This is a genomic window from Mesorhizobium sp. C395A (assembly GCF_030323205.1).
Taxonomy (GTDB): Bacteria; Pseudomonadota; Alphaproteobacteria; order Rhizobiales; family Rhizobiaceae; genus Mesorhizobium.
Genome location: NZ_CP100473.1, coordinates 3,431,675 through 3,454,264 on the forward strand (window position 1 = coordinate 3,431,675; position 22,590 = coordinate 3,454,264).

General features: G+C 63.7%; 26 protein-coding genes. 20 read left to right on the forward strand and 6 right to left on the reverse strand.

What is annotated here, in order from left to right; all coding sequences use genetic code 11:
• The first annotated feature begins 186 nt into the window (after positions 1-186).
• Positions 187-897 (forward strand): helix-turn-helix transcriptional regulator, encoded by a 711-nt coding sequence (locus NLY37_RS16770; protein ID WP_023671758.1) that lies wholly within the window; start codon positions 187-189, stop codon positions 895-897.
• Positions 894-1,664 carry a helix-turn-helix transcriptional regulator gene (locus NLY37_RS16775; protein WP_023740997.1) on the forward strand — a complete coding sequence of 257 codons (771 nt, stop codon included), beginning with the start codon at positions 894-896 and terminating at the stop codon, positions 1,662-1,664. Before NLY37_RS16770 ends, NLY37_RS16775 begins: the two co-directional genes overlap by 4 nt.
• Positions 1,665-1,701: 37 nt before the next feature.
• On the opposite strand, the gene NLY37_RS16780 is transcribed toward NLY37_RS16775, so the two are convergent.
• Genes NLY37_RS16780 through motA form a run of 6 tightly spaced genes read right to left on the reverse strand, consistent with a single transcriptional unit; the run spans position 1,702 to position 6,571 of the window.
• Positions 1,702-2,139, reverse strand: a complete 438-nt coding sequence (locus NLY37_RS16780; protein ID WP_023671756.1) for a BspJ family T4SS effector nucleomodulin — start codon at positions 2,137-2,139, stop codon at positions 1,702-1,704.
• Between the two features lie 15 nt (positions 2,140-2,154).
• Positions 2,155-3,222 carry a flagellar biosynthesis protein FlhB gene (flhB, locus tag NLY37_RS16785; protein WP_031245956.1) on the reverse strand — a complete coding sequence of 356 codons (1,068 nt, stop codon included), beginning with the start codon at positions 3,220-3,222 and terminating at the stop codon, positions 2,155-2,157.
• A 21-nt stretch (positions 3,223-3,243) separates the two neighbouring features.
• Positions 3,244-4,260, reverse strand: coding sequence for a flagellar motor switch protein FliG (locus NLY37_RS16790; RefSeq protein WP_023740996.1), 1,017 nt, complete (start codon positions 4,258-4,260; stop codon positions 3,244-3,246).
• Between the two features lie 44 nt (positions 4,261-4,304).
• The gene (gene fliN / locus NLY37_RS16795; RefSeq protein WP_023671753.1) at positions 4,305-4,694 is read right to left on the reverse strand and encodes a flagellar motor switch protein FliN; all 390 of its coding nucleotides are present in this window, start codon (positions 4,692-4,694) and stop codon (positions 4,305-4,307) included.
• Positions 4,695-4,727: 33 nt separating this feature from the next.
• Positions 4,728-5,660, reverse strand: a complete 933-nt coding sequence (locus tag NLY37_RS16800) for a FliM/FliN family flagellar motor switch protein (RefSeq protein WP_023740995.1) — start codon at positions 5,658-5,660, stop codon at positions 4,728-4,730.
• A gap of 35 nt (positions 5,661-5,695) precedes the next feature.
• The gene (gene motA / locus NLY37_RS16805) at positions 5,696-6,571 is read right to left on the reverse strand and encodes a flagellar motor stator protein MotA (protein ID WP_023671751.1); all 876 of its coding nucleotides are present in this window, start codon (positions 6,569-6,571) and stop codon (positions 5,696-5,698) included.
• A 144-nt stretch (positions 6,572-6,715) separates the two neighbouring features.
• Here motA and NLY37_RS16810 point away from each other — a divergent pair, with 144 nt between their 5' ends.
• The 18 genes from NLY37_RS16810 to NLY37_RS16895 all read left to right on the forward strand — a co-directional run bounded on the left by NLY37_RS16810 (position 6,716) and on the right by NLY37_RS16895 (position 22,582).
• Complete coding sequence (locus NLY37_RS16810) at positions 6,716-8,527, forward strand: DUF1217 domain-containing protein (RefSeq protein WP_023740994.1); 1,812 nt, start codon at positions 6,716-6,718, stop codon at positions 8,525-8,527.
• A gap of 7 nt (positions 8,528-8,534) precedes the next feature.
• Positions 8,535-9,260, forward strand: coding sequence for a flagellar basal-body rod protein FlgF (flgF, locus tag NLY37_RS16815; protein ID WP_023671749.1), 726 nt, complete (start codon positions 8,535-8,537; stop codon positions 9,258-9,260).
• A 4-nt stretch (positions 9,261-9,264) separates the two neighbouring features.
• Positions 9,265-10,683 carry a flagellar protein export ATPase FliI gene (fliI, locus tag NLY37_RS16820; protein WP_023740993.1) on the forward strand — a complete coding sequence of 473 codons (1,419 nt, stop codon included), beginning with the start codon at positions 9,265-9,267 and terminating at the stop codon, positions 10,681-10,683.
• On the forward strand, positions 10,670-11,536 hold the full coding sequence (locus NLY37_RS16825) for a hypothetical protein (RefSeq protein ID WP_031245955.1): 867 nt from the start codon (positions 10,670-10,672) through the stop codon (positions 11,534-11,536). The genes fliI and NLY37_RS16825 overlap by 14 nt, the downstream gene beginning before the upstream one ends.
• Before the next feature lie 84 nt (positions 11,537-11,620).
• Positions 11,621-12,001, forward strand: a complete 381-nt coding sequence (gene flgB / locus NLY37_RS16830) for a flagellar basal body rod protein FlgB (RefSeq protein ID WP_023683310.1) — start codon at positions 11,621-11,623, stop codon at positions 11,999-12,001.
• A 2-nt stretch (positions 12,002-12,003) separates the two neighbouring features.
• Positions 12,004-12,420, forward strand: a complete 417-nt coding sequence (gene flgC / locus NLY37_RS16835; protein WP_023686341.1) for a flagellar basal body rod protein FlgC — start codon at positions 12,004-12,006, stop codon at positions 12,418-12,420.
• On the forward strand, positions 12,420-12,755 hold the full coding sequence (gene fliE, locus NLY37_RS16840; protein ID WP_023737680.1) for a flagellar hook-basal body complex protein FliE: 336 nt from the start codon (positions 12,420-12,422) through the stop codon (positions 12,753-12,755). Before flgC ends, fliE begins: the two co-directional genes overlap by 1 nt.
• Positions 12,756-12,767: 12 nt before the next feature.
• Complete coding sequence (flgG, locus tag NLY37_RS16845; RefSeq protein ID WP_023673650.1) at positions 12,768-13,556, forward strand: flagellar basal-body rod protein FlgG; 789 nt, start codon at positions 12,768-12,770, stop codon at positions 13,554-13,556.
• A gap of 6 nt (positions 13,557-13,562) precedes the next feature.
• Positions 13,563-14,090, forward strand: a complete 528-nt coding sequence (flgA, locus tag NLY37_RS16850; protein WP_023740991.1) for a flagellar basal body P-ring formation chaperone FlgA — start codon at positions 13,563-13,565, stop codon at positions 14,088-14,090.
• Complete coding sequence (locus NLY37_RS16855; protein ID WP_023740990.1) at positions 14,087-15,328, forward strand: flagellar basal body P-ring protein FlgI; 1,242 nt, start codon at positions 14,087-14,089, stop codon at positions 15,326-15,328. The genes flgA and NLY37_RS16855 overlap by 4 nt, the downstream gene beginning before the upstream one ends.
• Before the next feature lie 3 nt (positions 15,329-15,331).
• Complete coding sequence (locus tag NLY37_RS16860) at positions 15,332-15,913, forward strand: MotE family protein (protein ID WP_031195437.1); 582 nt, start codon at positions 15,332-15,334, stop codon at positions 15,911-15,913.
• Complete coding sequence (gene flgH, locus NLY37_RS16865) at positions 15,910-16,614, forward strand: flagellar basal body L-ring protein FlgH (protein WP_023673654.1); 705 nt, start codon at positions 15,910-15,912, stop codon at positions 16,612-16,614. Before NLY37_RS16860 ends, flgH begins: the two co-directional genes overlap by 4 nt.
• A 17-nt stretch (positions 16,615-16,631) precedes the next feature.
• Complete coding sequence (locus NLY37_RS16870; protein WP_023673655.1) at positions 16,632-17,132, forward strand: flagellar basal body-associated FliL family protein; 501 nt, start codon at positions 16,632-16,634, stop codon at positions 17,130-17,132.
• Positions 17,129-17,860, forward strand: a complete 732-nt coding sequence (gene fliP / locus NLY37_RS16875) for a flagellar type III secretion system pore protein FliP (protein ID WP_023686348.1) — start codon at positions 17,129-17,131, stop codon at positions 17,858-17,860. Before NLY37_RS16870 ends, fliP begins: the two co-directional genes overlap by 4 nt.
• Positions 17,861-18,070: 210 nt before the next feature.
• On the forward strand, positions 18,071-18,955 hold the full coding sequence (locus tag NLY37_RS16880; RefSeq protein WP_023683303.1) for a flagellin N-terminal helical domain-containing protein: 885 nt from the start codon (positions 18,071-18,073) through the stop codon (positions 18,953-18,955).
• A gap of 281 nt (positions 18,956-19,236) precedes the next feature.
• Positions 19,237-20,121, forward strand: a complete 885-nt coding sequence (locus NLY37_RS16885; protein WP_023683302.1) for a flagellin N-terminal helical domain-containing protein — start codon at positions 19,237-19,239, stop codon at positions 20,119-20,121.
• A gap of 190 nt (positions 20,122-20,311) precedes the next feature.
• The gene (gene fliF, locus NLY37_RS16890; RefSeq protein WP_023740988.1) at positions 20,312-21,952 is read left to right on the forward strand and encodes a flagellar basal-body MS-ring/collar protein FliF; all 1,641 of its coding nucleotides are present in this window, start codon (positions 20,312-20,314) and stop codon (positions 21,950-21,952) included.
• Positions 21,953-21,955: 3 nt separating this feature from the next.
• A complete protein-coding gene (locus NLY37_RS16895; RefSeq protein WP_023701073.1) occupies positions 21,956-22,582 on the forward strand; it encodes a hypothetical protein in 627 nt (208 codons plus the stop codon).
• Positions 22,583-22,590 lie beyond the last annotated feature (8 nt).

The window sequence follows — 22,590 nt, forward strand, 5'->3', positions numbered from 1 at the left end:
TCCGGCCAATGACCGGCACCAGACGCGGACGGCTTCGCGTTCCCTGAATGGATTCGGCGATCAGCGCGACCGCCGCGCCGTGTGAGTGCTTCGTAAACGTGATGCGTCTTCAAGTTCGGCCGCTGCCAACCCCAGCGTCCGGGCTCAAGAAAAGACTCCGGCCATGACATACAACCAAAGCATCCAATGAGCAGTTCCGCCGCGCTTCTCCAATCCGATACGTTAGGCTCGCGCCTTGAATCGCGCGGCGATCTCACCTCCTTTTTCATGCAGCTTGCCGCCGAGATCGGCGCCGACAGCTACATGCTCGTCGCCATCGTCCACGACCAGGATCGCAACGACGCCCGCATCGTCTCATCCAACTGGATCTTCGACGCCATTGAACTGATCGGCAAGCGGCTGATCGCCGGCCTTGCCCAGGGACCGCTGACCGTTGCACCTGGCATCCGCCCGAGGCCGCTGGTCGCCGCCGCGGCGCCCGACGCCGGCGGACTGCTCACCGGCGAAGAGGCGCGCCTGCTCGACGTGCTTGGCCATGCCGAAGTCTATTCACTGCGGCTCAATGTCGGTCGCCAGCGGCTGTTTGCGCTTTTCTCGGCGGCCGAGGCCGGCAGTATCGACCAGCCGGCGCTGATGAAGGCTCAGTTGAAGTGCTGTTACGCGCTGTCCGCCATCCCGCAATTGATCGCCGCCGCCGCCATGCAGGACCCGCTGTCCGACCGTGAGCGCGAATGCCTGTTCTGGGTGTCTGAAGGCAAGACCACCGATGAGGTCGCGGTGATCCTCGGGGTCTCGTCCAACACCGTCAACAGCTACATCACCCACGCCATCCAGAAATTCGCGGCCTCGAACCGCGCGATGGCCATCGCCACGGCGATCAGGAGCGGCATCATTTGAAACACGCTGACATCAAGGCGGCGGCCGAAGCCCTTTTCAACGAGCAGCGCAATCCGTTCGGCGCCTTCTCCATCGGTTCCGAGACGCACCATGCCGTTACCATCCCGGACGCGGTGCGCCGCTGCCGCTGGATCGCCGTCGACATCAACGCGTCGGCGTTTGGCCTCTATTTCGTCAGCCCCTCCCCGGAACGGGCGCGCCTGGTGCCGAGCTTCGATTCCGACTATCCAGCCACTGCTGTTGCGACCAAATTCATCGCCGGCGCCAATGGCGAGGAGATGGTTCGCCACAGCGGCGCCTCGACAGCGCCGCGCTGGTGGGCCGATGACGGCATCGCCGGCTCGGACGCCGTCTTCAAGAACCTCGCCTGGGCGGAGCGGACGGCGCCGCTGGCGCCGGGCACCAACGGCATTGCCTTTCCCGTCCATGCCGATCGCGGCCATTGCGGGCTGGTGGTGTTCCTCGGCTCGACGATCGCTCTGCCGGAGGACACGCTCTACGAAATCCACGCCCGCTGTTTTTCGCTGTTCGCCGCCGTCGCCCGCATTCGTCCGAACGATGCCGGCCGGATGCGGTCGATCTCCAAGCGTGAACTGGAGTGCCTGAAGCTGACCGCCAACGGCAACACCAGCGAAGAGATCGCCAGGCTGCTGAAGCTGTCGGTCCACACCGCCAACCAGTATCTCACCCAGTCGACGCAGAAGCTCAACGCCGTCAACCGCAACCAGGCGGTGGCCAAGGCGCTGCGCCTGGGTCTGATCGAGTGATCAAAGCCGCGTCCGGCGATTGGGATAAGACAAAAGATCAGCGATAGGCGAGCGGCTCGGTCCGGCGAATGCGCGCCTCTTCGATGACCGTCTCCAGCAAGGCGGTGTTGTGCTCGGGGTCTTCGCCGGGCTTCTCGAACGACACATAGTTGACCGCGACCGAAGACCTCTCCTCGCTCAGCGTCAGCTGGAAATAGACGGTGACGCCCGGCGGCCGAAGCTCGAGATCGAGCACGATGCGCGGGCTGCCGCTCCAGTCGACATGTGCCTCTCCGCCATGGCCGAGCCTGAGCGTGCCCGGCAGGAAAAAAAGCTCCACAGCCGAATCCACCAGATCCGACAGGCAAGCGAAATGCTCGAGCCGGATGAAGGCGATGTAGTCGGCGACGTCGATCAGCCGCAACTCGTCGACCACCTGCTCGATGGCCTTGGCGACAATGAGTTCGCGGGATTTTGCGTGCGGTTGGCGGTTCATGAAATTTGTCTCCGCTCAGCCTTTTTTTTTGGAGTAGACGATCCGCACCAGTTCGGCGACGGCCTGGTAGAATTGCGACGGGATCACGCTATCAACCGAAACTTGCTTGTACATGGAGCGGGCAAGCGCCACGTCCTCGAAGATCGGGATGTTGTGCTCCTTGGCAATCTCGCGAATCTTGAGCGCCACCAAGTCCTGGCCCTTGGCCAGCACCAGGGGTGCTGAATCCTCGTCGCGGACATATCTGAGCGCGATGGAAAAGTGCGTCGGATTGGCGATGATCAGCGTCGCGCGCGGCACGGCCGTCATCATCCGCTTGCGCGCCCGGTCGCGCGCCAGCGAGCGCAGCCGCGACTTGATGATCGGGTCGCCCTCGGACTGCTTGAACTCGTCCTTGACCTCCTGCTTGGTCATCCGCAGATCCTGCTTCCAGTGGAAGCGCGACCAGACGACGTCGACCGCCGCGATCAGCCCCATGACGAAGACGATCGCCACCAATATGTCGACGGTGATGCTTTTGATGACGAGGCCGAAAGCGACGGGGTTGGTGATCATGCCGGCCAGGAGCTGGCGGTAGTCCTGCGATAGCGTGAAGTAGAGCACGATGCTGGCGAAGCCGAGCTTGCCCAGCGACTTCAGGAACTCGACCCAGCCCTGAATGCCGAACATCCTGGTCCAGCCTTTGGCTATCGAGATGCGCGACAGTTGCGGCCGGATCCGCTCGCCGACGACTTGCGGCATGTTCTGCAGCACCGAGGCGCCGATGCCGGCCACCACCAGCAGCGCCAGCAGGCTGACAACGGCATGGCCGATCTCCATCATCACGGTCTTGTAGAGCGCGATGACGTCGGTCTCGGTGTCCATCGGCCACGCCTCGGGCTTCTCCAGGAACATCGACAGGAACATGCCGAGATTGACGACCGCGTCCTTGGCGTAGAAGACGGTGAACACCAGTATAGCGATGAAGGACGCCAGAAGTGCGGCCTCCCTGGAATGGGGCAGCTTGCCCTGTTCGATGGTGTCGCGGATCTTCTTTTCGGTCGCGTCTTCGGTTTTGGAGTCTTTGTCCGCCGCTTCAGCCATTGTGGGGTCTGTTGCTCAGCGTCAGGCCGCTTCGCTCTGCTGCGATGAAGGGAGTTCAAATGCCCCCTCTCGCGACAGCCGGATTGTAGCCACGGCAACGGTCTTGCGCGCCGTCATGATGTCGGCAAGCTGGATACCTTCCGAGCCTTGGCCGAGCTCGGACTCGATCATGCGCCGCGACCGGGCGCCGATCGCCGACAGCACCGACTCCGTCAATGCGGGCGCCGCACCGCGCAGCGCCAGCGTGATCAGTTCGGTCGACAGCCCGTCGAACAGAAGTACCCTCGCCTTCTGCGTCAAAAGCGGCAGATCGTCGAAGGCAAACAACCTGGAGCGGACACCGCCGAGGTCCGGCGTGCCGGCCTCTTCCAGATCCTGCATGACCTCTTCCAACTGAGGCTTGTCCATCTCGTTGAGCATACTGGCGACGCGCGCCTGTCCCGCCGAGATGTCCTTGGTCGCAGTCTGCGCCAGCACGCTGGCGCGCAGCTGGTTCTCGATGATCCTGGTCGCCGCGTCCGGAATGGTCGCCATCGTCACCATGCGCTTGATGATCTGGCTGCGCATCGGCTTTTCCATGGTCAGCAAAATGTTGGCGGCGGCCTGCGGCGCAAGCTTCGACAGCACCATGGCCGCGGTCTGGGGATGCTCGGCGGCAAGGAACGTGCCCAGACGCGTCGGCTCGAGCTTTTCCAGCTCCGGCCAGATCGGCGGTGGTCCTTCCGGCGCAACCTCGAAGCGCTTGTCGCCCATGATGGCGCTCATCTCTTCGGGCGACAGCGATTCATTGAGGATCGTGTCCATCCGGTCGGCGGAATCGAGCAGGCCCGCGCCTTCGGTGAACTCGGCCTCGAATTCGGCGACGATGCGTTCGAGGTCGCTTTGCGGAATGGTGCGCAGCAGCCGCGCCCCTTCGATCAGCGCCTTCAGTTCTTCCTGTTTGAAGAATTTCAGCAGCCGGCTGGCCGAAGGCTTGCCCATCGCCACCAGGATGGCGGCGGCCTTTTGCGGGCGCGTGAGCGTCACCGGCGTCGTCATGGCATAAGCTCCGATCGCTGCTGAGACCGCATGTCGTCTAATCCTCAGGCGCTCTTGGCGGCAGCGATAATTTCGGTCAGCCTGATGCCGAAGCGCGACGGATCGCTTTCCAGCACGGTGATCTCGCCGCGCGCGATCTTGCGGCCGTTGACCACGACATCGACCGGTTCGCCGATGCGCCGGTTGAGCGCCACCGTCGAGCCCTTCTGCAGCGCCATCAGGTCCGACACCGGCATTTCCGTACTGCCGAGGATGATCTGCACATCGACCGGAATGCTCATGATGATGTTCGAATTGGCGCCGGACGTGGCAGCCCGCAAGGCGGCGTCGGGGCGCTTTTCCTCCTCCTGGAGGACACCGCGCAATTCCTCGATGGCGCGGTCGAGCTGTTCGTCCGGCTGGTCGATATTGGCTTCCACCTTGGTCTTGGCCATCAGTCGTCTCCAAATGCTTGGGCTTGCCCGGCGTCAGCCCGGCATGAGCCCATCGATAAAATCCTGACCGGCATCGTAAGGATGCCTGATCCGGACGGTGTAGTTCTGCCCGAGTTTACCGAATTCGCAGACAAACAGCGTCTTGTCGCGCGCGCTCAGCTTGGCCTGCGACTGCGCGGTTTCCTCGAACTCGATGATCTGGCCCGGCTCGAAGCCGGCGAGGTCGCCGAGCGTCAGGCGTTCCAACGGCATGGTCGCTTCGAGCATCACCGTCGAGCGCATCACCTCTTCGGAAAAACGTGCCCGCCAGTCGGAGGTCGTGCCTTCGCTGTCGTGGACATCGGCGATACCGCGTGTGGCCAGCAGGATGCGCTGCGGGATCATCACCGTGACCGTTCCGCTGTCGGTCGGCGTCGAGATGCCGAAGACGATGCGCACCGCCGCGCCATCGCGCAGCACGCGGCGCTTGGCTTCGCTGCCCGAAAGCGCCCGCGGCACCGGCAGCCGCAGCTCGAGCGAGCGCCGGCCCGATCCGTTCAACGCCTGCGCAACTTCCTGGAAGACCGTGGTCGCGACATCGGTCTCGATCTGCGACAGAGCGCGCTCGATCGGCGAAACCGGCTGATCCGGATCGCCGCCGAACAGCGCGCACACCATCACGGCGATGGCCGGCGCATCAGCCACCAGCGTCATCGCATCCGAAGACGTCGGCGATGCTATGATGGCCATGGCAAAGGCATCGCCGGCATTCGTGCGGGCATCGGGAACACGGCTGATCTCGACCGCGCGCAGGTCGACGGTGACCGGTGCGCCGAGTTCGCCGGCCAGGCTCTTCTGCAGCAGCGGCAGGGCGCGCTCGCCCATCGAGCGCCCGGTGCCGATGACATGAGCGGCCTCACCGCTGTCACCGACCAGACGCTCAATGATCAGCGAGCGGGCTTGCGAGGGGCTGCCAGGACTTGTCATGACGGCGTGCGGTCCTGTCTGTCGTCATGCATGGCTCAAGCCGCTTTCTTCTCGGCGGAAGCTGTGTTCATCGTGCTTTGCTCGACGGCATCGATCGTCGGCCGCTCATAGGACGAGATGGTCTTGCGACCGAACTCGATGGCCACCTGCGGCAGGGCGCCGTTCATGTAGGCAAGCAGCGTCTGCTTGACGATGATATAGAGGCGGTTCTTCTTCTCGCGCACCGTCTTGATCTTGGTGGCGACCGGCCCGACCACCGCATAGGACAGGAAGATGCCGAGGAAGGTTCCGACAAGGGCAGCGCCGATCAGGCCGCCGAGGATTTCGGGCGACTGGTCGAGCGCGCCCATCGCCTTGACCACGCCGAGCACGGCGGCGACGATGCCGAGCGCCGGCAGACCATCGCCCACCGCCACCAGCGCATGGTAAGCCTTCATCTTGTCGGACTTGATGGTCTGGATTTCCTCGTCCATCAGCGCCTCGATCTCATGCGAGCGGGCATTGCCGATGATGATGATGCGGCAGTAGTCGCAGATGAAATTCGTCAGGTCGTGATTCTTCAGCACGGTCGGGAATGCCTGGAAGATCGCCGATTCCTCCGGATTGTCGATATGTGCCTCGACCTCGCTGCGCGACTTCGAGCGCAGTTCGCGCATCAGGCTGTGCAGCACGCCCAGCGTCTCCAGATAGTCGCGCTCCTTCGGCACCGCCTGCTTGAACGCTTCGAGGATACCCCTGCCGGTGTCCTTGACCGTCTTCATCGGGTTGGCGACGAGAAAGGTTCCAAGTGCGGCGCCACAGATGACCACCGCTTCCCAAGGCTGCATCAGCACATGCAGATGGCCGCCCATCGCCATGAAGCCGCCGAGAACACAGCCGAGCGTCACCACAAGTCCGATCAGAATGCCCACGCCAGATCCTTCCGCATCACGTCAGGCCTAACCGATAGCCCCCGTGCCTTGTGTGAGGCTTGAATCATGCAAGGTGAAGCGATTCAGCCTCGCGCAAGCAAGTCCGCATAGTCTTGCTTTTGAAGCTGCGACCGGAGGCATGTCGTGTTGAGCACTTTTACCAGCTACCAGCTCATCGCCAGGGACATCCCCAAGGCGATCGACCGCATCGAGGCGGAGCCGATCACCAAGCGCGACACCGACTGCTATCTCGCCAACATCGGCAGCGTGAAATCGATCGACGATTTCGTCAAGAACGACCGGCTGTTCAAATATGCCATGAAAGCCTTCGGTCTCGGCGACATGGCTTACGCCAAGGCCTTCATGGTCAAAGCGCTGAAGGAAGGGGTGTCGGATTCCGACAGCTTCGCCAACAAACTGAGCGACAAGCGTTATGCCGAGTTCGTGTCGGCCTTCAATTTCGCCGCACTTGGCGCTAATGCCACGAGCTACAATTCGGCACAGCAGGGCGTGACCAACAATTACGGCCTCCAGGTCTCGGTCGGCCCTTCGCAGAACGGCTTCACCTACTACAAGGGCGAAACCTCGTACTACCTGAGCAACATCTCCAACGTAAAATCGATCGACGACCTGATGGGCAACGATCGCCTGCTCACCTATGCGATGGCCGCGTTCGGCCTGGACGCCGACGCCGAGCCGGCTGCGACCGTGCGGGCCATGCTGGAAGGCGGCGTCACCGACCCGAACAGCCCCGCGAACACGTCGACAAACAAGGGCTATGCGGCTTTCGTCGCGGCTTTCGACTTTGCCCAATATGGCGACCAGGCTACGGCGCGCGACGCCGTCCAGCAGGCGGTGCCGAAGGCTGTGATCGGCGGAACCGGACTGTTGCTCGTCAAGCCGACCGCGCAATACATCAAGGGCGAGGCCGACTACTACGCAGCCAACATCTCCAAGGTGAAGTCCATCGAAGACCTGCTGAAGGACAAGCGCCTGCTGACCTTCGCCATGGCTGCCTATGGGCTTGATGCATCGACCCAGACGACGAAGCAGATCCGCACCATGGTCAATGGCGGCGTCACCGATCCGTTGAGTCCCGCCAACCTGTTGACCGACAAGAGCTACGCCAACTTCGTCAGCGCCTTTGATTTTGCCCAGTATGGCGATCAGACGACCACGCGCGACGCGGTGCTGAAGACCACGCCGAAGCTCTACACGACCGAGTCCAGTCTTGGCCTCATCAAGCCGAATGCGGACGCCGTCCAGGCCGAGACCAGCTACTACCTCGCCAACATCACCAAGGTGAAATCGGTCGACGACCTGATGGCCGACAGCCGCCTTTATAACTATGCTCTGTCCGCAAGCGGGCTCGATCCGGCGACCACCAACAAGGATCTCGTCCGTGATGTCCTTGAGGGCGGTGTCCGCGATCCCGCCAGTGTCGCCAACAAGCTCTCCAACAAGGCCTATGCCAGGCTCGCCACCTCGTTGAATTTCGAGGCCTACGGCGAAGCGGCAACGACCCGCAGCCCGTCGCAGCAGCCGGTGGTCGACAAATACATGCGCCAGACCCTGGAAGAAGACGCCGGCAAGACCAATGAGGGCGTGCGGTTGGCGCTCTATTTCGAGCGCAAGGCCTCGACCATCACCAACTGGTACGACGTGCTGGCCGACACGGCCCTGGCCAGCGTGGTACGCACCGCCATCGGCCTGCCCGATTCCTTCGCTGCCGCAGATATCGACAAGCAGGCGCAGGCCTTCGAGGCAAAGCTCGACCTCACCGATTTCACCGACCCGGCCAAGCTCGAGAAATTCCTCACCCGCTTCACCAGCCTTTGGGAAATCAATCATCCGACCTCGACCGCCCAGACATCGATCGGTGTGCTGTTTGCGCAGCCGACCACCGTCGGCATCTCGACCGATCTGATGATGGCCATGCAGAAACTGAGATTCTGAGAACACCATGCAGGACAGCCTTTACGTCGCCCTTTCCTCGCAGATCGCGCTTGAGCGCCGTCTCGACACCATCGCCGATAATGTCGCCAACGCCTCGACCATCGGCTTTCGCGCCACCGGCGTGAAGTTCGAGGATGTCGTCTCCGGCAGCGGCCCCAAATCGGTGTCCTTCGCCTCCTCCGGCAAGACCTATTTGTCCGGCGCGCATGGCGCGATGACGCAGACCGGCAACCCGTTCGACTTCGCCGTCCAGGGCGATGCCTGGTTCGGCATCGACACCCCGGCCGGCACCGTGATGACGCGCGATGGACGTTTTTCGATGAACGAGAACGGCGAGTTGATGTCGCTCGAGGGCCATCCGGTGCTGGATGCCGGCGGCGCGCCGATCCAGCTTGACCCGCGCGACGGTCCGCCCAAGGCGGGCGCCGATGGCTCGCTGCGCCAAGGCGACAAGCTTGTCGGCGCCATCGGCCTGTTCAATTTCGACCCCGGTCCGAACTTCGTCCGCTACGGCAATTCTGGCATCGTGCCCGCGCGTGCGCCGGAGCCGGTCACCGACCGTTCCGATCTCGGCGTCGCGCAGGGCTATGTCGAGGAATCCAACGTCAATCCGGTGCTGGAGATGACGCGCCTGATCATGGTCCAGCGCGCCTTCGAGAACACGGCGGCGCTGATGCGCCAGACCGATGCCTCGACCGACGACGCCATCAAGACGCTCGGCTCCAAGTCGTAGCAGCATGTCGAGCAGCAAATCATCGATACGCGCGCTTGAACGGCAACCGGAGACAGCACCGGAAAACCGGCTGGCTGCGCTGGAGCGGATCTGGCGCCGCTTCGATGACACCGAGACGTTGCTGCGGCGCGGCGGCCGTGTTTCGGAGGTTTCGCCAACGCATTACAAGGTGCGCGGCCTGTCTGAAGTCGCCAGGCTTGGCGACCTCGTCGAACAGCGCGGCAATGCCGGCACGCGCCGCGGCGAGATCGTCAGGATCCGCCGCGACGAAGTCGTCATCGCCCCTTTCGAACGCAGCGCCGACGCCGGCATCGGCGACGCCGTGTTTCGCCGCGGCCCGCTGACGGTAACGCCGCATGCTTCGTGGCGCGGGCGCGCCATCGACGCGCTGACCCGCGTCATCGACGGCGGCCCGCCGCTGATCAGGATCGGCGAGGCTGCGAGCGGCGACGGCACAACGCCCGGCGCCATGGCGCGGCAGCGCGTCGGCACCGCCTTCACGACCGGGGTCAAGGTGATCGACATCTTCACGCCGCTCTGCCTCGGCCAGCGCCTCGGCGTCTTTGCCGGTTCCGGCGTCGGCAAGTCGACGCTGCTCGCTATGCTGGCCGGCGCCGACGCCTTCGACACCGTGGTGGTGGCGCTGATCGGCGAGCGCGGCCGCGAGGTACGCGAATTCCTCGAAGACACGATCGGCGCAGAGAGCATGGCCAAGACGGTCGCCGTCGTCGCCACCAGCGACGAGAGCGCCATGATGCGCCGGCGCGCGCCGGATACCGCCATGCGCGTTGCCGAACATTTTCGCGACCAGGGCCATCGCGTGCTGCTGGTGCTGGATTCGATTACCCGCTTTGCCCATGCGCTACGCGAGGTGGCGACCGGCACCGGCGAGCCGCCGGTCGCCCGCGGCTATCCCGCTTCGGTTTTCACCGATCTGCCGAAGCTGCTCGAACGCGCCGGACCTGGCGCTGAAGGCCCCGGTATCAAAGGACAGGGATCGATCACTGCCATCATCTCGGTGCTGGTCGACGGCGACGACCACAACGACCCGGTTGCCGATTCGGTACGCGGCATCCTCGACGGCCATGTCGTGCTCGACCGCGCCATTGCCGAACAGGGCCGCTACCCCCCGGTCAATCCGCTGTCGTCGATCTCGCGCCTCGCCGACAAGGCATGGAGCCCCGAGCAACGCATGCTGGTGACCAGGCTGAAATCGATGATCTCGCGCTTCGAGGACACCCGCGACATCCGCCTGCTCGGTGCCTATCAGGGCGGCGACGCCGAGCTCGATGTTGCCGTGCGCCAGGTGCCGCTGATCTACGAGGCGCTGACGCAGTCGCCCAGGGATCGCGCCTCGAGCGACGCATTCTCCGACCTCGCCCGTCATCTGAAAGGCAAGCAAAGTGTCGATGCAGGAGACTGAGCTTCAGTACACCGAGCGGCTTTTGCGCGAGATGATCGCAGAGGCCAGTGCCGCCGAGGAAGCCCGGGCCAACGAAGCGAGAGCTGTCAGGGCAAAGGCCGATCTCGACAAGGTCGCCAAGGCTGAGGCCATTCTGGCCAGGGCCGCCAGGCCATTCTTGCCCAGGGCAGCCAGCGTAGTCGAGTCCACTGTGCCTCGCTTGGCCGAGCCTGCCTTGCCCAGCGTCGTCAAGCCTGCATTGCCAAGGACCTCTCGCGCCGGCCCCAAAGAAGCGATCGAGACCAGTCGTGACTCGCTTCTTGACGGGCTGTTCCCGGTCACCGAATGGCCGCAGCCGCCAAGGCCGCAATATCCCAGGCTCGACAAGAAATCCGACCGCCGCAGCGATATCGTCTTTGCCGCGCTCGGCATCACGCTCGGCCTGATCTGCGCGCTGTTTCCCTGGTATATCTTCTTCAATCAGGACCAGTTCGGCGTGCAGGCGATCAAGTTCGGCGGCAGCGGCACCAATGCAGGGCGGGTCAGCGGCGGTTCGCAGATGGAAAACAGCGGTCAGCCGCTGACGGCAAACGATGTTCCCGATGTCGACCTGTTCGCCACCGGCACGCTGCAGGACCCCGAGGACAAGACCCAGTCTCCCGGCGTCGACGAGCAGCCCTTCCCGGCGGATCCCAAATTTCGCATGGTTCATGCCGCCAATGGCCGCGCCATGATCGAGGACGATGCCGGCCTGTGGATTGTCCAGCGCGGCTCGAAGCTGCCCGACTCCAGCGTCGTCTCGTCGATCGAGCAACGCCGCGGCAAGTGGGTCATGGTCACCAGCACCGACCAGGTGATCGAACTCTCCAAATAGCGGCACACCGGCTTACGCCTGGCCCTCGCAAGGTCCGCGCAAGACTGGCAGCCTAGTCTTGTTCGTACCAGCCCGGAGATCCCCATGGAGCCCGTCAATCTTTTCGATCTCGCCGCCAAACAGTCGCAATGGCTGTCGGTGCGCCAGTCGGCCATTGCCGGCAACATCGCCAACGTCAACACGCCCGGCTACACGGCCGGCGATGTCGAGCCGTTCGAGAAGGTGCTCGACCGCACGGCAGTGTCGCTGACCGCCACCCAGGCAGGCCACCTCGGCACTGCCGCCACCAATGCCGGCTTCACGGTCAAGCCAGAAGAGACGACCGGCGCCATCATGCCCTCGAAGAACACGGTGGTGGTCGAGAACGAACTGATGAAGGCCGGCGAGGTCCGCCGCTCCTTCGAGCTCAACACCGCGATCGTCAAGGCCTTCCATTCGATGATGATGATGGCGGTGAAGAGCTGACAATGGACGCCTTGACCTCAGCCCTCAAGATCGCCGCGTCCGGCCTCAGCGCCCAGTCTGACCGTTTGCGCGTCGTTTCGGAAAATCTCGCCAACGCGCAGTCGACCGGCAACACCCCGGGCGCTGACCCCTATCGCCGCAAGACCATCAGTTTCGTCTCGGAACTCGACCGTGCCTCGGGTGGCACGACAGTTGAGGTCAACTCCATCGACCGCGACCCCAGCGACTTTCCCGTCGAATTCCAGCCCGGCAACGAGGCCGCCGACGACAAGGGCTACGTCAAGATGCCCAATGTAAACGTGCTGGTCGAGATGGCCGACATGAGCGAGGCCAACCGCTCCTACGAAGCCAACCTTCAGGTCATCAAGCAGGCGCGTGATCTGATCTCCATGACCATCGACCTGATGAGGAACCAGTAATGATCAGCGGCATTGGCGGTATCGGATCGCTTCCCCTCAAGCCGGAGATCGGTGGCGCCGATACCACGACCGACCTGTTCCAGGGCACCAAGGCGCCGATGGCCGGCAGCGAAATCGGCACCACCTTTGCCGAGGCGCTGAGCCAGGCCGCCTCGAAGACCGTCAACACCTTGCAGAATGCCGAGCAGGTGTCGATCCAGGCACTCAGGGGCGACGCCGATACCCGTCAGGTCGTCGACGCCGTCATGAGCGCCCAGCAGGCCCTGCAGACCACGATCGCCATCCGCGACAAGGTCGTCTCCGCCTATCTCGAAATCAGCCGTATGGGCATCTGAGGAGAACTTGCCGTGAAAGCACTCGCCATCGCAGCGACCGGCATGAATGCCCAGCAGACAAATCTGGAAGTCATCGCCAACAACATCGCCAACATCAACACCACCGGCTACAAGCGCGCGCGCGCCGAATTCTCCGACCTGCTCTACCAGGTCGACCGCACGCAGGGCGTGCCCAACCGCTCCAATTCATCGCTTGTGCCGGAAGGCGTGTCGATCGGCCTCGGCGTCAAGACGACGGCGGTGCGCAACGTCCATACCCAGGGCGAACTGACCTCGACCGGCAACAGTTTCGACATGGCGCTGACGGGCCGCGGCTGGTTCCAGATCGAGGGCGGCGACGGCGGCACGCTCTACAGCCGCGCCGGCGCCTTCAACACCAACGCCACCGGCCAGCTGGTGACCGTCGACGGCGCCAATGTCATCCCGGCCATCACCGTGCCGACCGATGCCATCGAAGTTGTCGTCAACAAGACCGGCCAGGTCTTTGCCCGCATCGACGGCCAGACCGACCTCCAGCTGCTGGGCCAGCTGCAGCTCGCCAACTTCGCCAATGAAGCAGGCCTCGCGCCGCTCGGCGACAATCTGTTCCAGGAGACGCCGGCCTCCGGCCCGGCCAATGTCGGCGTGCCCGGCGATCCCGGCTTCGCCTCGGTGGAGCAGGGTTATCTCGAGGCCTCCAACGTCGATCCGGTCAAGGAAATCACCGAGCTGATCTCGGCGCAGCGCGCCTATGAGATGAACTCCAAGGTCATCCAGGCCGCCGACGACATGGCCTCCGTCGTGTCCAAGAACATCAGGTAAGATTTGATGGTCTCTCCGGCCTTCCGCTCCGCGCTTTGCCGCACCGCGCTGATCCTGGCGCTGGTGGCCGGCAGTGTGCCGGCGTTTGCCCAGGAGAGCGCAGACCAGCAGACCACCACTCAGGTCGCGAGCAGTCAGGCAACCGGCGAGATCGTTCTGATCCCCAACCGGGTCATTTATCCCGGCGAGATGATCGACACCGGCGTGCTGAAACCGGTGACGCTGCTCCCCGGCAAGCACAGGCCAGATGCGGTCGCCACGCGGGCCATGGAACTCCAGGGCAAGGTCGCCAAGCGCACGCTGCTGCCCGGCCGCTATATCCCGGTCGCCGCCATCCGCGACGCCTGGCTGGTCGAACAGGGTGCCGCCGTGCAGGTCTATTTCATCGCGGGCGACCTCACCATTTCGGCCACGGCGGTGTCGCTGCAGCCGGGTGCCGCCGGCGATTTGATAAAGGTCCGCAACACAGACAGCGGCAAGATCTTTTCCGGCACGGTGATGGCTGACGGCACCATCCGGGTCAGCGCGTCATGAGACGCGGAGCTGCCCTTCTGCTCGCGGCCGTTGTCGGCCTGCAGCCGGCGCTGGCCGACGGTCTTACGCCGAAGCAAAAGCGCGATCTTGCCGGCCAGAATGGCGGCGCCTTTGTCGATCCCGAATACGATCCGGCCACCACCAACCGCATGTTCAGGGTCTCCAACGGCCCAAGCTCTCTGCCACCCGGCCAGGTCGCATCGCGCATCAAGGACATTGCGCAGCTGCAGGCTTCGCGCGACAACCAGCTCGTCGGCTACGGCCTCGTCATCGGCCTCGCCGGATCGGGCGACAGCCTGCGCAATTCGCCCTTCACCGAACAGTCGATCCGCGCCATGCTCGAAAATCTCGGCATTGCCACCGAAGGTGGCAGCGCGCGGGCCAAGAACGTCGCCGCCGTCATCGTCACCGCCAACATGCCGCCTTACGTGCAGTCTGGGGCCCGCATCGACATCGACGTCTCCTCCATGGGCGACGCCACATCGCTTGCCGGCGGCACGCTGATAATGACGCCACTGAAGGCGGCCGATGGCGAGATCTATGCTGTCGGGCAAGGCTCGGTCATCGTTTCCGGCTTCACTGCCCAAGGCGATGCCGAAAAGCTGACGCAGGGCGTGCCGACGGCCGGCCGCGTGCCCAACGGCGCCATCGTCGAGCGCACTGTGCGCGCCGAATTCGAGGACCAGGCGCTGCTCACCTTGCAATTGCGCAACCCCGATTTCTCCACTGCCGTCCGCATCGCCGACGCCATCAACGGCTACACCTCGCAACGCTTCGGCATGCGCGTGGCGGCGGAGCGCGATGCACGTACCGTGCAGATCAGGCGGCCGAAGAATGTTTCGGCGGCGCGCTTCTACGCCGAGATCGAGAATTTGGTGGTCGAGACCGACACGCCGGCACGCGTCGTCATCGACGAACGCACCGGCACCATCGTCATCGGCAACGAGGTCAAGATCTCGCGGGTGGCGATCAGCCACGGCACGCTCACCGTGCGCATCACCGAACAGCCGAAGATCGTCCAGCCGGAACCGTTCTCCAAGGGCATGACAGCGGAGGAACCCTTCACCACCATCGATGCCACGCGGCCTGACGCCCGCGTCAATGTGCTCGACGGACCGAACCTCGAAACGCTGGTGTCGGGCCTCAACCGTCTCGGCGTCAAGCCGGACGGCATCATTGCCATTTTGCAAGGCATCAAGTCGGCCGGCGCTTTGCAGGCCGATCTGGTTCTCCAATAGGCCATGCCGATGATCGATTTCTTTTCCCAAAAGCAGCACCGCCGAAGCGCAGCCTTGGCAGCTTGCGTCATCGCCGCCACCGTCCTTGCCGGCGGCACTGTTCGCGCGGAAGAAGCGGTGCGGCAGGTTCTGCCTGGCGGGCAACAGCCGGCGGCAATGCAGCAGCTGGTCCGCGAGAAGGTGCCCGATGAAAGCGAGATCCAGCGCTTCTGCTCCAACATCGCCGACGCCGCCCGCGACCGCCGTTACGCGCTGCAGGCCGAAGAGTTGAAGCAGTTGCAGGCTGGCATCGACCAGCGCATGAAGGCGCTGGACGACAAGCGCGCCGAATACGAGCAATGGCTGAAGCGGCGTGAAGTTTTCCTGGCCCGCGCCGAGGATGGCGTCGTCAAGATCTATGCCGGCATGAAACCGGATGCCGCGGCCGAGCGCCTGGCCATGGTCAACACCGATCTCGCCGCCGCCATCCTGATGAAACTCGATTCGCGCAAGGCCGGCGTCATTCTCAACGAAATGGACCAGAAGGCGGCAGCCACGCTCACCGGCATTATGGCCAGCGCGGCGCGAAGGGTAGACCCGTCATGAAGTCGCATATACTCGCCCTGGTCGCCACCGCTTCACTTGCCGGCTGCGCCTCCGACCCCAGGGAGATCGGCAGGGAGCCGGCGCTGTCGCCGGTTGGCACCGGCATTACCGGCAGCGTCAATGCGCCCTACTCCTATCCCGAAACGCCACCCGCGCCAGTGAAGAAATTCTCGCTGTGGGATGATCGCCAGAGCCGGTTGTTCACCGACCCACGCGCGCTGCGCGACGGCGACATCCTCACCGTCAGGATCAAGCTCAACGACAAGGCCAACTTCAAGAACCAGAACGACCGCAGCCGCACCGCCGGGCGCAAGCTCGGTTATGACGTCAACCTCGGATGGGAAGGTGCCACCACCAGCGGCAAGGGCGACGCGGGGCTGAGCTCCACCACCGAAACCAATGCGGACGGCGAAATCAAGCGCTCGGAGAACCTCGAGCTCAACGTCGCCGCCGTCGTCACCGAAGTCCTGCCCAACGGCAATCTGATGATCCGGGGCTCACAGGAGGTGCGCGTCAATTACGAGCTCAGGGTGCTGACCATCGCCGGCATGGTGCGTCCATCCGATATCGGCGCTGAAAACACCATCTCTTATGAACGCATCGCCGAGGCGCGCATCTCCTATGGCGGCCGCGGCCGCGTCAGCGAAATCCAGCAGCCCGCTTACGGTCAGCAGATCCTCGACCAAGTCCTCCCCTTTTAGGACTGGAGAACGGCGCCGTGGCAAATGTCGAACAGGTTCAGCAAAAAAAGGGCCCGTCGCTTGTCATCCAGCTTGCGATGCTGCTGGCGGTGACGGGCGCCGCGATCGGCATGGGCTGGATGTCCGGCGGCTATCTGAAGGGCGTCGGGGGACCGGTGCCTGTGCCCGCCGCACCGGAGAACCAGTCCAATGCCGAGCAACCGAGCAAGGCGGCCGAACATGCTCCCGGCACCGGGCCGACGCTTGTCCAGCTGGCGCCGATCACCACCAATCTGGCTTCGCCTGCTGACACCTGGATAAGGCTGGAAGCGTCGGTGGTCTACGATGCGCCGCAGCCGCCGGAACTTACCGAAAGCATTCACCAGGACCTGCTTGCCATGGTCCGCACCCTGAAGATGCATCAGATCGAAGGCGCCAGCGGCTACCAGCATTTGAAAGCCGACCTCGAGGAGCGCGCCGCAATCCGCAGCGGTGGCCATGCCAAACAGGTTCTGATCAGGACATTGCTGCTCGAATGAGAAAACTCGTCCTCGCCGCCGCGATCGTCGTCGCCGCCACCTCTGTCGCCGCCGCCCAGCAGCTCGATCTCGGCGGCATCGGCAAGGCCGACGGCGCCACCGTCGGCTATATCATCCAGATGTTCGGTCTGATCACCGTGCTGTCGGTGGCGCCGGGCCTGTTGATCATGGTGACGAGCTTCACCCGCTTCGTCATCGCCTTCTCGATCCTGCGCGCCGGCATCGGCCTGCAGTCGACGCCGGCCAATCTGATCCTGATCTCGCTGTCGCTGTTCATGACCTTCTACGTCATGGCGCCGACCTTCGACCAGGCCTGGAACACCGGCGTCAAGCCGCTGATGGACAACCAGATCAGCCAGACCGAGGCGTTCGAAAAGATTTCGGACCCGTTCCGCACCTTCATGCTGCACAATGTCCGCGACAAGGACTTCGACCTGTTCGCCGATCTCGCCCGCGAACGCGGCCAGGTCGTTGCCAGGGACACCGTCGACCTGCGCATCCTGGTGCCGGCCTTCATGATCTCCGAAATCCGCCGCGGCTTCGAGATCGGCTTCCTGATCGTGCTGCCGTTCCTCGTCATCGACCTGATCGTCGCCACCATCACCATGGCCATGGGCATGATGATGCTGCCGCCGACCGTCGTTTCGCTGCCCTTCAAGATCCTGTTCTTCGTCCTCATCGACGGCTGGAACCTGCTTGTCGGCAGCCTGGTGCGCTCCTTCACCTGACCGTCCGCGCGCCCTTGGCGCCTTGCTAAAATTTTATGCAATATATTTCCGGTTAACCGTCCCGTTTAGCCCTTTGGTAGGGACTTGCCCGCATATTGCTCGCAGATGGCGGGTGATCGGGTCTCACGATCATTGGCATGATGCCGCTCCGTCATACCGGAAAAGCCGGTATGTCAAAAACACCCTGTAAAAATCAAGGTACGAGTAGCCATGTCCAGTATCATGACGAACGCCTCGGCGCTGACCGCGCTGCAGAGCCTGAACAACACCAACAAATCCCTCGAGCAGACGCAGGCCCGCATCTCGACCGGCTACCGCGTTGCCACCGCTTCCGACAACGCCGCTTACTGGTCGATCGCGACCTCGATGAAGTCCGACAACAAGGCCAACTCGGCCGTGCAGGACGCCCTCGGCCTCGGCGCCGGCAAGGTTGACACCGCCTACACCGCCATCAACGACGTCAAGGACCAGGTCGACCTGATCAAGACCAAGCTGGTCACTGCCCGCAGCGCCTCCAAGGAAGACCAGCAGAAGATCGCGACCGAAATCAACGCCATCCAGGCGCAGATCAAGTCCTCGGTCGCCAACGCCAACTTCGCCGGCTCGAACCTGCTGCAGAACGACGCTGCCGCCGCGTCCGACCTGAAGATCGTTGCCGCTTACAACCGTACCGGCGCGACCGTCACCATCGACACCATCGACGTCAAGGCTGCCGATACGCAGGTTCTCGATGTCGCCGGCACGGGCGGCATCGTCGGCGGCCTGCTCGCCGCTGCCTTCTTCGACCCGAGCACCACGGCGGTTACCCCCGCCGCCATCGACACCGCGCTCGGCACTGTTGAAACCGCGCTTGCCAAGCTGTCCACCGGCGCTGCCTCGCTCGGCGCCGCCAAGTCGCGCATTGACACCCAGAAGAGCTTCCTGTCGAACCTGTCGGACTCGATCGACAAGGGCGTCGGCGCTCTGGTCGACGCCGACATGAATAAGGAATCGACCCGTCTGCAGGCCCTCCAGGTCCAGCAGCAGCTCGGCATCCAGGCGCTGTCGATCGCCAACGGCAACTCGCAGTCGATCCTGTCGCTCTTCCGCGGCTGATCTCTCGACATTACGACTGACACCATCCGTCGGGCCGCGCCAACAGCGCGGCCCGATTTCTTTTTGCGGCTGTTGATTTTCTTGCTAAATGGCTGCCGATTTTTGCTCTTGGCCAGCGCCCTGAATGGCTTGGTTTAACAGGCCGTTAACCATATCCCGGTAGTCATGGTTAACCATTCCATGGCGGGCAGACCATACGGTCGATGGGCTTATGCCTACCCCCTTGATGAAGTTGTCCGGCGTGTTCGGGACACGCCAGTGTTTTAAAAGGGGTAAATATCTTGGCTAGCATCATGACGAACGCTTCGGCTCTGACCGCGCTGCAGAGCCTGAACAACACCAACAAGCAGCTTGAAACCACCCAGTCACGCATTTCGACCGGCTACCGCGTCGCCACCGCCAGCGACAACGCCGCCTACTGGTCGATCGCCACCACGATGAAGTCCGACAACAAGGCGCTTTCGGCCGTTCAGGACGCGCTTGGCCTCGGCGCCGGCAAGGTCGATACCGCCTACACCGCCATCACCGACATCAAGGACCAGGTCGACCTGATCAAGGCCAAGCTGGTCACTGCACGCAGCGCCAGCAAGGACGACCAGCAGAAGATCGCGACCGAAATCAAGGCCATCCAGGACCAGATCAAGTCGTCGGTCACCAACGCCTCCTATGCCGGCTCGAACCTGCTGCAGAACGACGCTGCTGCGACCTCCGACCTGAAGATCGTCGCGTCCTATAACCGCACCGGCACGACCGTCGCCATCGACACCATCGACGTCAAGGCGGCCGACACGCAGGTTCTCGATCTTCCTGGCACTGGCGGCATCGTCGGCGCTCTGCTGGCGACGACCTTCTTCGATCCCAGCACCACCCAGGTCCTCCCGGCGGCCATCGACACCGCACTCGGCGCCGTTGAAACGGCGCTTGCCAAGCTGTCCACGGGTGCCGCCTATCTCGGCGCCGCCAAGTCGCGCATCGACACCCAGAAGAGCTTCCTGTCGAACCTCTCGGACTCCATCGACAAGGGCGTCGGCGCGCTGGTCGATGCCGACATGAACAAGGAATCGACGCGGCTGCAGGCACTCCAGGTCCAGCAGCAGCTCGGCATCCAGTCGCTGTCGATCGCCAACGGCAACTCGCAGTCGATCCTGGCGCTGTTCAAGCAGTAAGCTGAACGCTGCTCCTCCCCTTGAATTAAGGGCCGCGCCGACGGCGCGGCCCTTTCGCTTTGTGGCTGTGTTTTGACGCATGTCGTTGACCCGGAACCGCTGCACACTTCCGGGCGACATGCTCTATCATCTTCGCACAAGCTTCGCGGTCTAGTGTTCCACGGAATATCATGCTGGGAGCGCTTGAATCGTGCCGCAACAGATCCAGAGCATCATCTCGAATCTCAGGGCATTTGGCGTCAGGCGCCTTGCCATGCTGGCCGGCATTGCCGCGCTGGTGATGGCCGTCATCGGCATCGGCTCGGTCTATCTCAACCGCCCGGCCTATGAGACGCTCTATGTCGGGCTCGATCGCTCCGACGTGAACCAGATCGGCCTGGTGCTCGGCGAAGCCGGCATCGGCTTCGACGTCGGCTCCGACGGCACCTCCGTGCTGGTGCCGGCCGGCACAACCGCGCAGGCGCGCATGCTGCTTGCCGAAAAGGGCCTGCCGACCAGCGCCAATGCCGGCTACGAACTGTTCGACAATGTCGGTTCTCTCGGGCTGACCTCCTTCATGCAGCAGATCACCCGCGTGCGCGCGCTGGAAGGCGAGATCGCCCGCACCATCCAGTCGATATCCGGCATCAAGGCCGCCCGCGTTCACATCGTCATGTCCGAGCGCGCCAATTTCCGCCGCGACGAACAGCAACCCTCCGCCTCGGTGGTCATCCGCTATTCCGGCATCGACGCCGAAAAGAGCGCCATGTCGATCCGCCATCTCGTCGCCGCCGCCGTGCCGGGCCTGTCGGCCGACAAGGTTACCGTGCTCGATTCCAACGGCAACCTTCTCGCCGCCGGCGACGATCCCTCCAACACAAGTGCTGCCCGCACGCTCGGCGTCGAGCAGACCGTCGAGGCGCAGATCGGCGACAACATCCGCCGCGCGCTGACGCCTTATCTCGGCCCCGACAATTTCCGCGCCAGCGTCAAAGCCGACGTCAATACCGACACCCGCCAGACCGAAGAGACAATCTTCGATCCGGAGTCGCGCGTGGAGCGTTCCGTGCAGTCGGTGCGCGCCAACGAAAACAGCAATCAGAGGCAGGCCTCGACCCCGGCCACCGTCGAGCAGAACCTGCCCGAGACCCAGGCGACCAGCACCGATGGTCCGCAGACGTCATCGGCGAACGACCGCAAGGAGGAGATCACCAATTACGAGATCAACTCCAAGAAGATCGCCACAGTCTCGAACGGCTATTCCGTTACCAAGATGTCGATCGCCGTCGTCGTCAATCAGCAGCGGCTGATGACCATCCTCGGCAAGGACGCAACGCCCGAGCAGATCGCCAAGCGCGTTGCCGACATCCAGAAGATGGTGGCCTCGGCCACCGGCTTCGACGACAAGCGCGGCGATATCATTGATGTCTCGGCGGTCGAGTTCATCGACGGGCTGGACGGCGAGCCGGTCGAACAGCCGGGCATAATGGCGTCGATCGGAACCCATGCCGGTACGATGATCAACGCCGGCGCGTTCATCGTCGTGGTGTTCCTGGTCGCCTTCTTCGGCCTGAGGCCAATGGCCACCGCGCTGAGCGCGCGGCCGACGCCGGCACTTGCCGGTCCGAGCTTCGACGACGTCCAGCGTTCACTGCCGACACCCGAAGCCGCCGGCGCCGAACCGGCGCCGGCTGCCTTGCCCGGCAGCCGCCCAGGCCCGACTCCACTCGACGATCTTCGTCAGAAGATCAGGCCGGCGCCGCAGGAGCGGCTTGCCCGCATGGTCGACATCAATGAGGAGCGCACCGCGCAGATCCTGCGCAAATGGGCGGCCCAGGAAGCAGCGGTATAGACCATGGCCTCGGCAGCGCTTTTCGACCTTTTGCCGGATTTCGGCGCACGCAGCCAGCGTGCCGGCCAGCCCTCGCTCGCGGCCATGGCCGAGCCAAGGCCGGAGACGTCGGCGCCGCAGGCCGACATCGGCGCGCTGATCGCCGAAGCGGTCATCGATGCCGAAGCCGCCCTTGAAGCCCGCCTTGCCATCGCCCACCAGGCAGCGCTCGAGGCACAGAGACAGGCCAACGCCGATGAAGCAAAGGCCTTTCTGGAAACTTTCGGCGGCGATGTCGGCGCGGTCGTCACTGCCCGTATCGAGATCATGGAGGCCAAGGTCAGCGACCTCGTCGGCGCCACCATTGCGCGCATCATTGGCGGCCTTGTCAGCGACGATCTGCAGAAGCGTTCGCTGGAAGCCCTTGCCGGCACGATCCGCGAAGCCGTCGGCGACAGCGAGGCGGTGCGCATCGCCGTGCGCGGACCGCTGTCATTGTTCGAGACGCTGAAGGCTTCGCTCGGCCCACGCGCGGCCAATCTCGATTTCGTCGAGGCACCCGGCTTCGACCTTACCGTCGCCATTGACGAGGCGGTGTTCGAAACCCGCATTGCCGAATGGTCGGCCGCCTTGTCCGAGGCCCTATCATGAGCGAGGGC

What these genes read in the sequence shown, in the direction of transcription:
- NLY37_RS16770 (WP_023671758.1), top strand. Translation starts at nt 187, where the DNA reads ATGAGCAGTTCCGCCGCGCTTCTCCAATCCGATACGTTAGGCTCGCGC.
- NLY37_RS16780 (WP_023671756.1), bottom strand. Translation starts at nt 2,139, where the DNA reads ATGAACCGCCAACCGCACGCAAAATCCCGCGAACTCATTGTCGCCAAG.
- flhB (WP_031245956.1), bottom strand. Translation starts at nt 3,222, where the DNA reads ATGGCTGAAGCGGCGGACAAAGACTCCAAAACCGAAGACGCGACCGAA.
- NLY37_RS16790 (WP_023740996.1), bottom strand. Translation starts at nt 4,260, where the DNA reads ATGACGACGCCGGTGACGCTCACGCGCCCGCAAAAGGCCGCCGCCATC.
- fliN (WP_023671753.1), bottom strand. Translation starts at nt 4,694, where the DNA reads ATGGCCAAGACCAAGGTGGAAGCCAATATCGACCAGCCGGACGAACAG.
- NLY37_RS16800 (WP_023740995.1), bottom strand. Translation starts at nt 5,660, where the DNA reads ATGACAAGTCCTGGCAGCCCCTCGCAAGCCCGCTCGCTGATCATTGAG.
- flgF (WP_023671749.1), top strand. Translation starts at nt 8,535, where the DNA reads ATGCAGGACAGCCTTTACGTCGCCCTTTCCTCGCAGATCGCGCTTGAG.
- fliI (WP_023740993.1), top strand. Translation starts at nt 9,265, where the DNA reads ATGTCGAGCAGCAAATCATCGATACGCGCGCTTGAACGGCAACCGGAG.
- NLY37_RS16825 (WP_031245955.1), top strand. Translation starts at nt 10,670, where the DNA reads ATGCAGGAGACTGAGCTTCAGTACACCGAGCGGCTTTTGCGCGAGATG.
- flgB (WP_023683310.1), top strand. Translation starts at nt 11,621, where the DNA reads ATGGAGCCCGTCAATCTTTTCGATCTCGCCGCCAAACAGTCGCAATGG.
- flgC (WP_023686341.1), top strand. Translation starts at nt 12,004, where the DNA reads ATGGACGCCTTGACCTCAGCCCTCAAGATCGCCGCGTCCGGCCTCAGC.
- fliE (WP_023737680.1), top strand. Translation starts at nt 12,420, where the DNA reads ATGATCAGCGGCATTGGCGGTATCGGATCGCTTCCCCTCAAGCCGGAG.
- flgA (WP_023740991.1), top strand. Translation starts at nt 13,563, where the DNA reads ATGGTCTCTCCGGCCTTCCGCTCCGCGCTTTGCCGCACCGCGCTGATC.
- NLY37_RS16855 (WP_023740990.1), top strand. Translation starts at nt 14,087, where the DNA reads ATGAGACGCGGAGCTGCCCTTCTGCTCGCGGCCGTTGTCGGCCTGCAG.
- NLY37_RS16860 (WP_031195437.1), top strand. Translation starts at nt 15,332, where the DNA reads ATGCCGATGATCGATTTCTTTTCCCAAAAGCAGCACCGCCGAAGCGCA.
- flgH (WP_023673654.1), top strand. Translation starts at nt 15,910, where the DNA reads ATGAAGTCGCATATACTCGCCCTGGTCGCCACCGCTTCACTTGCCGGC.
- fliP (WP_023686348.1), top strand. Translation starts at nt 17,129, where the DNA reads ATGAGAAAACTCGTCCTCGCCGCCGCGATCGTCGTCGCCGCCACCTCT.
- NLY37_RS16880 (WP_023683303.1), top strand. Translation starts at nt 18,071, where the DNA reads ATGTCCAGTATCATGACGAACGCCTCGGCGCTGACCGCGCTGCAGAGC.
- NLY37_RS16895 (WP_023701073.1), top strand. Translation starts at nt 21,956, where the DNA reads ATGGCCTCGGCAGCGCTTTTCGACCTTTTGCCGGATTTCGGCGCACGC.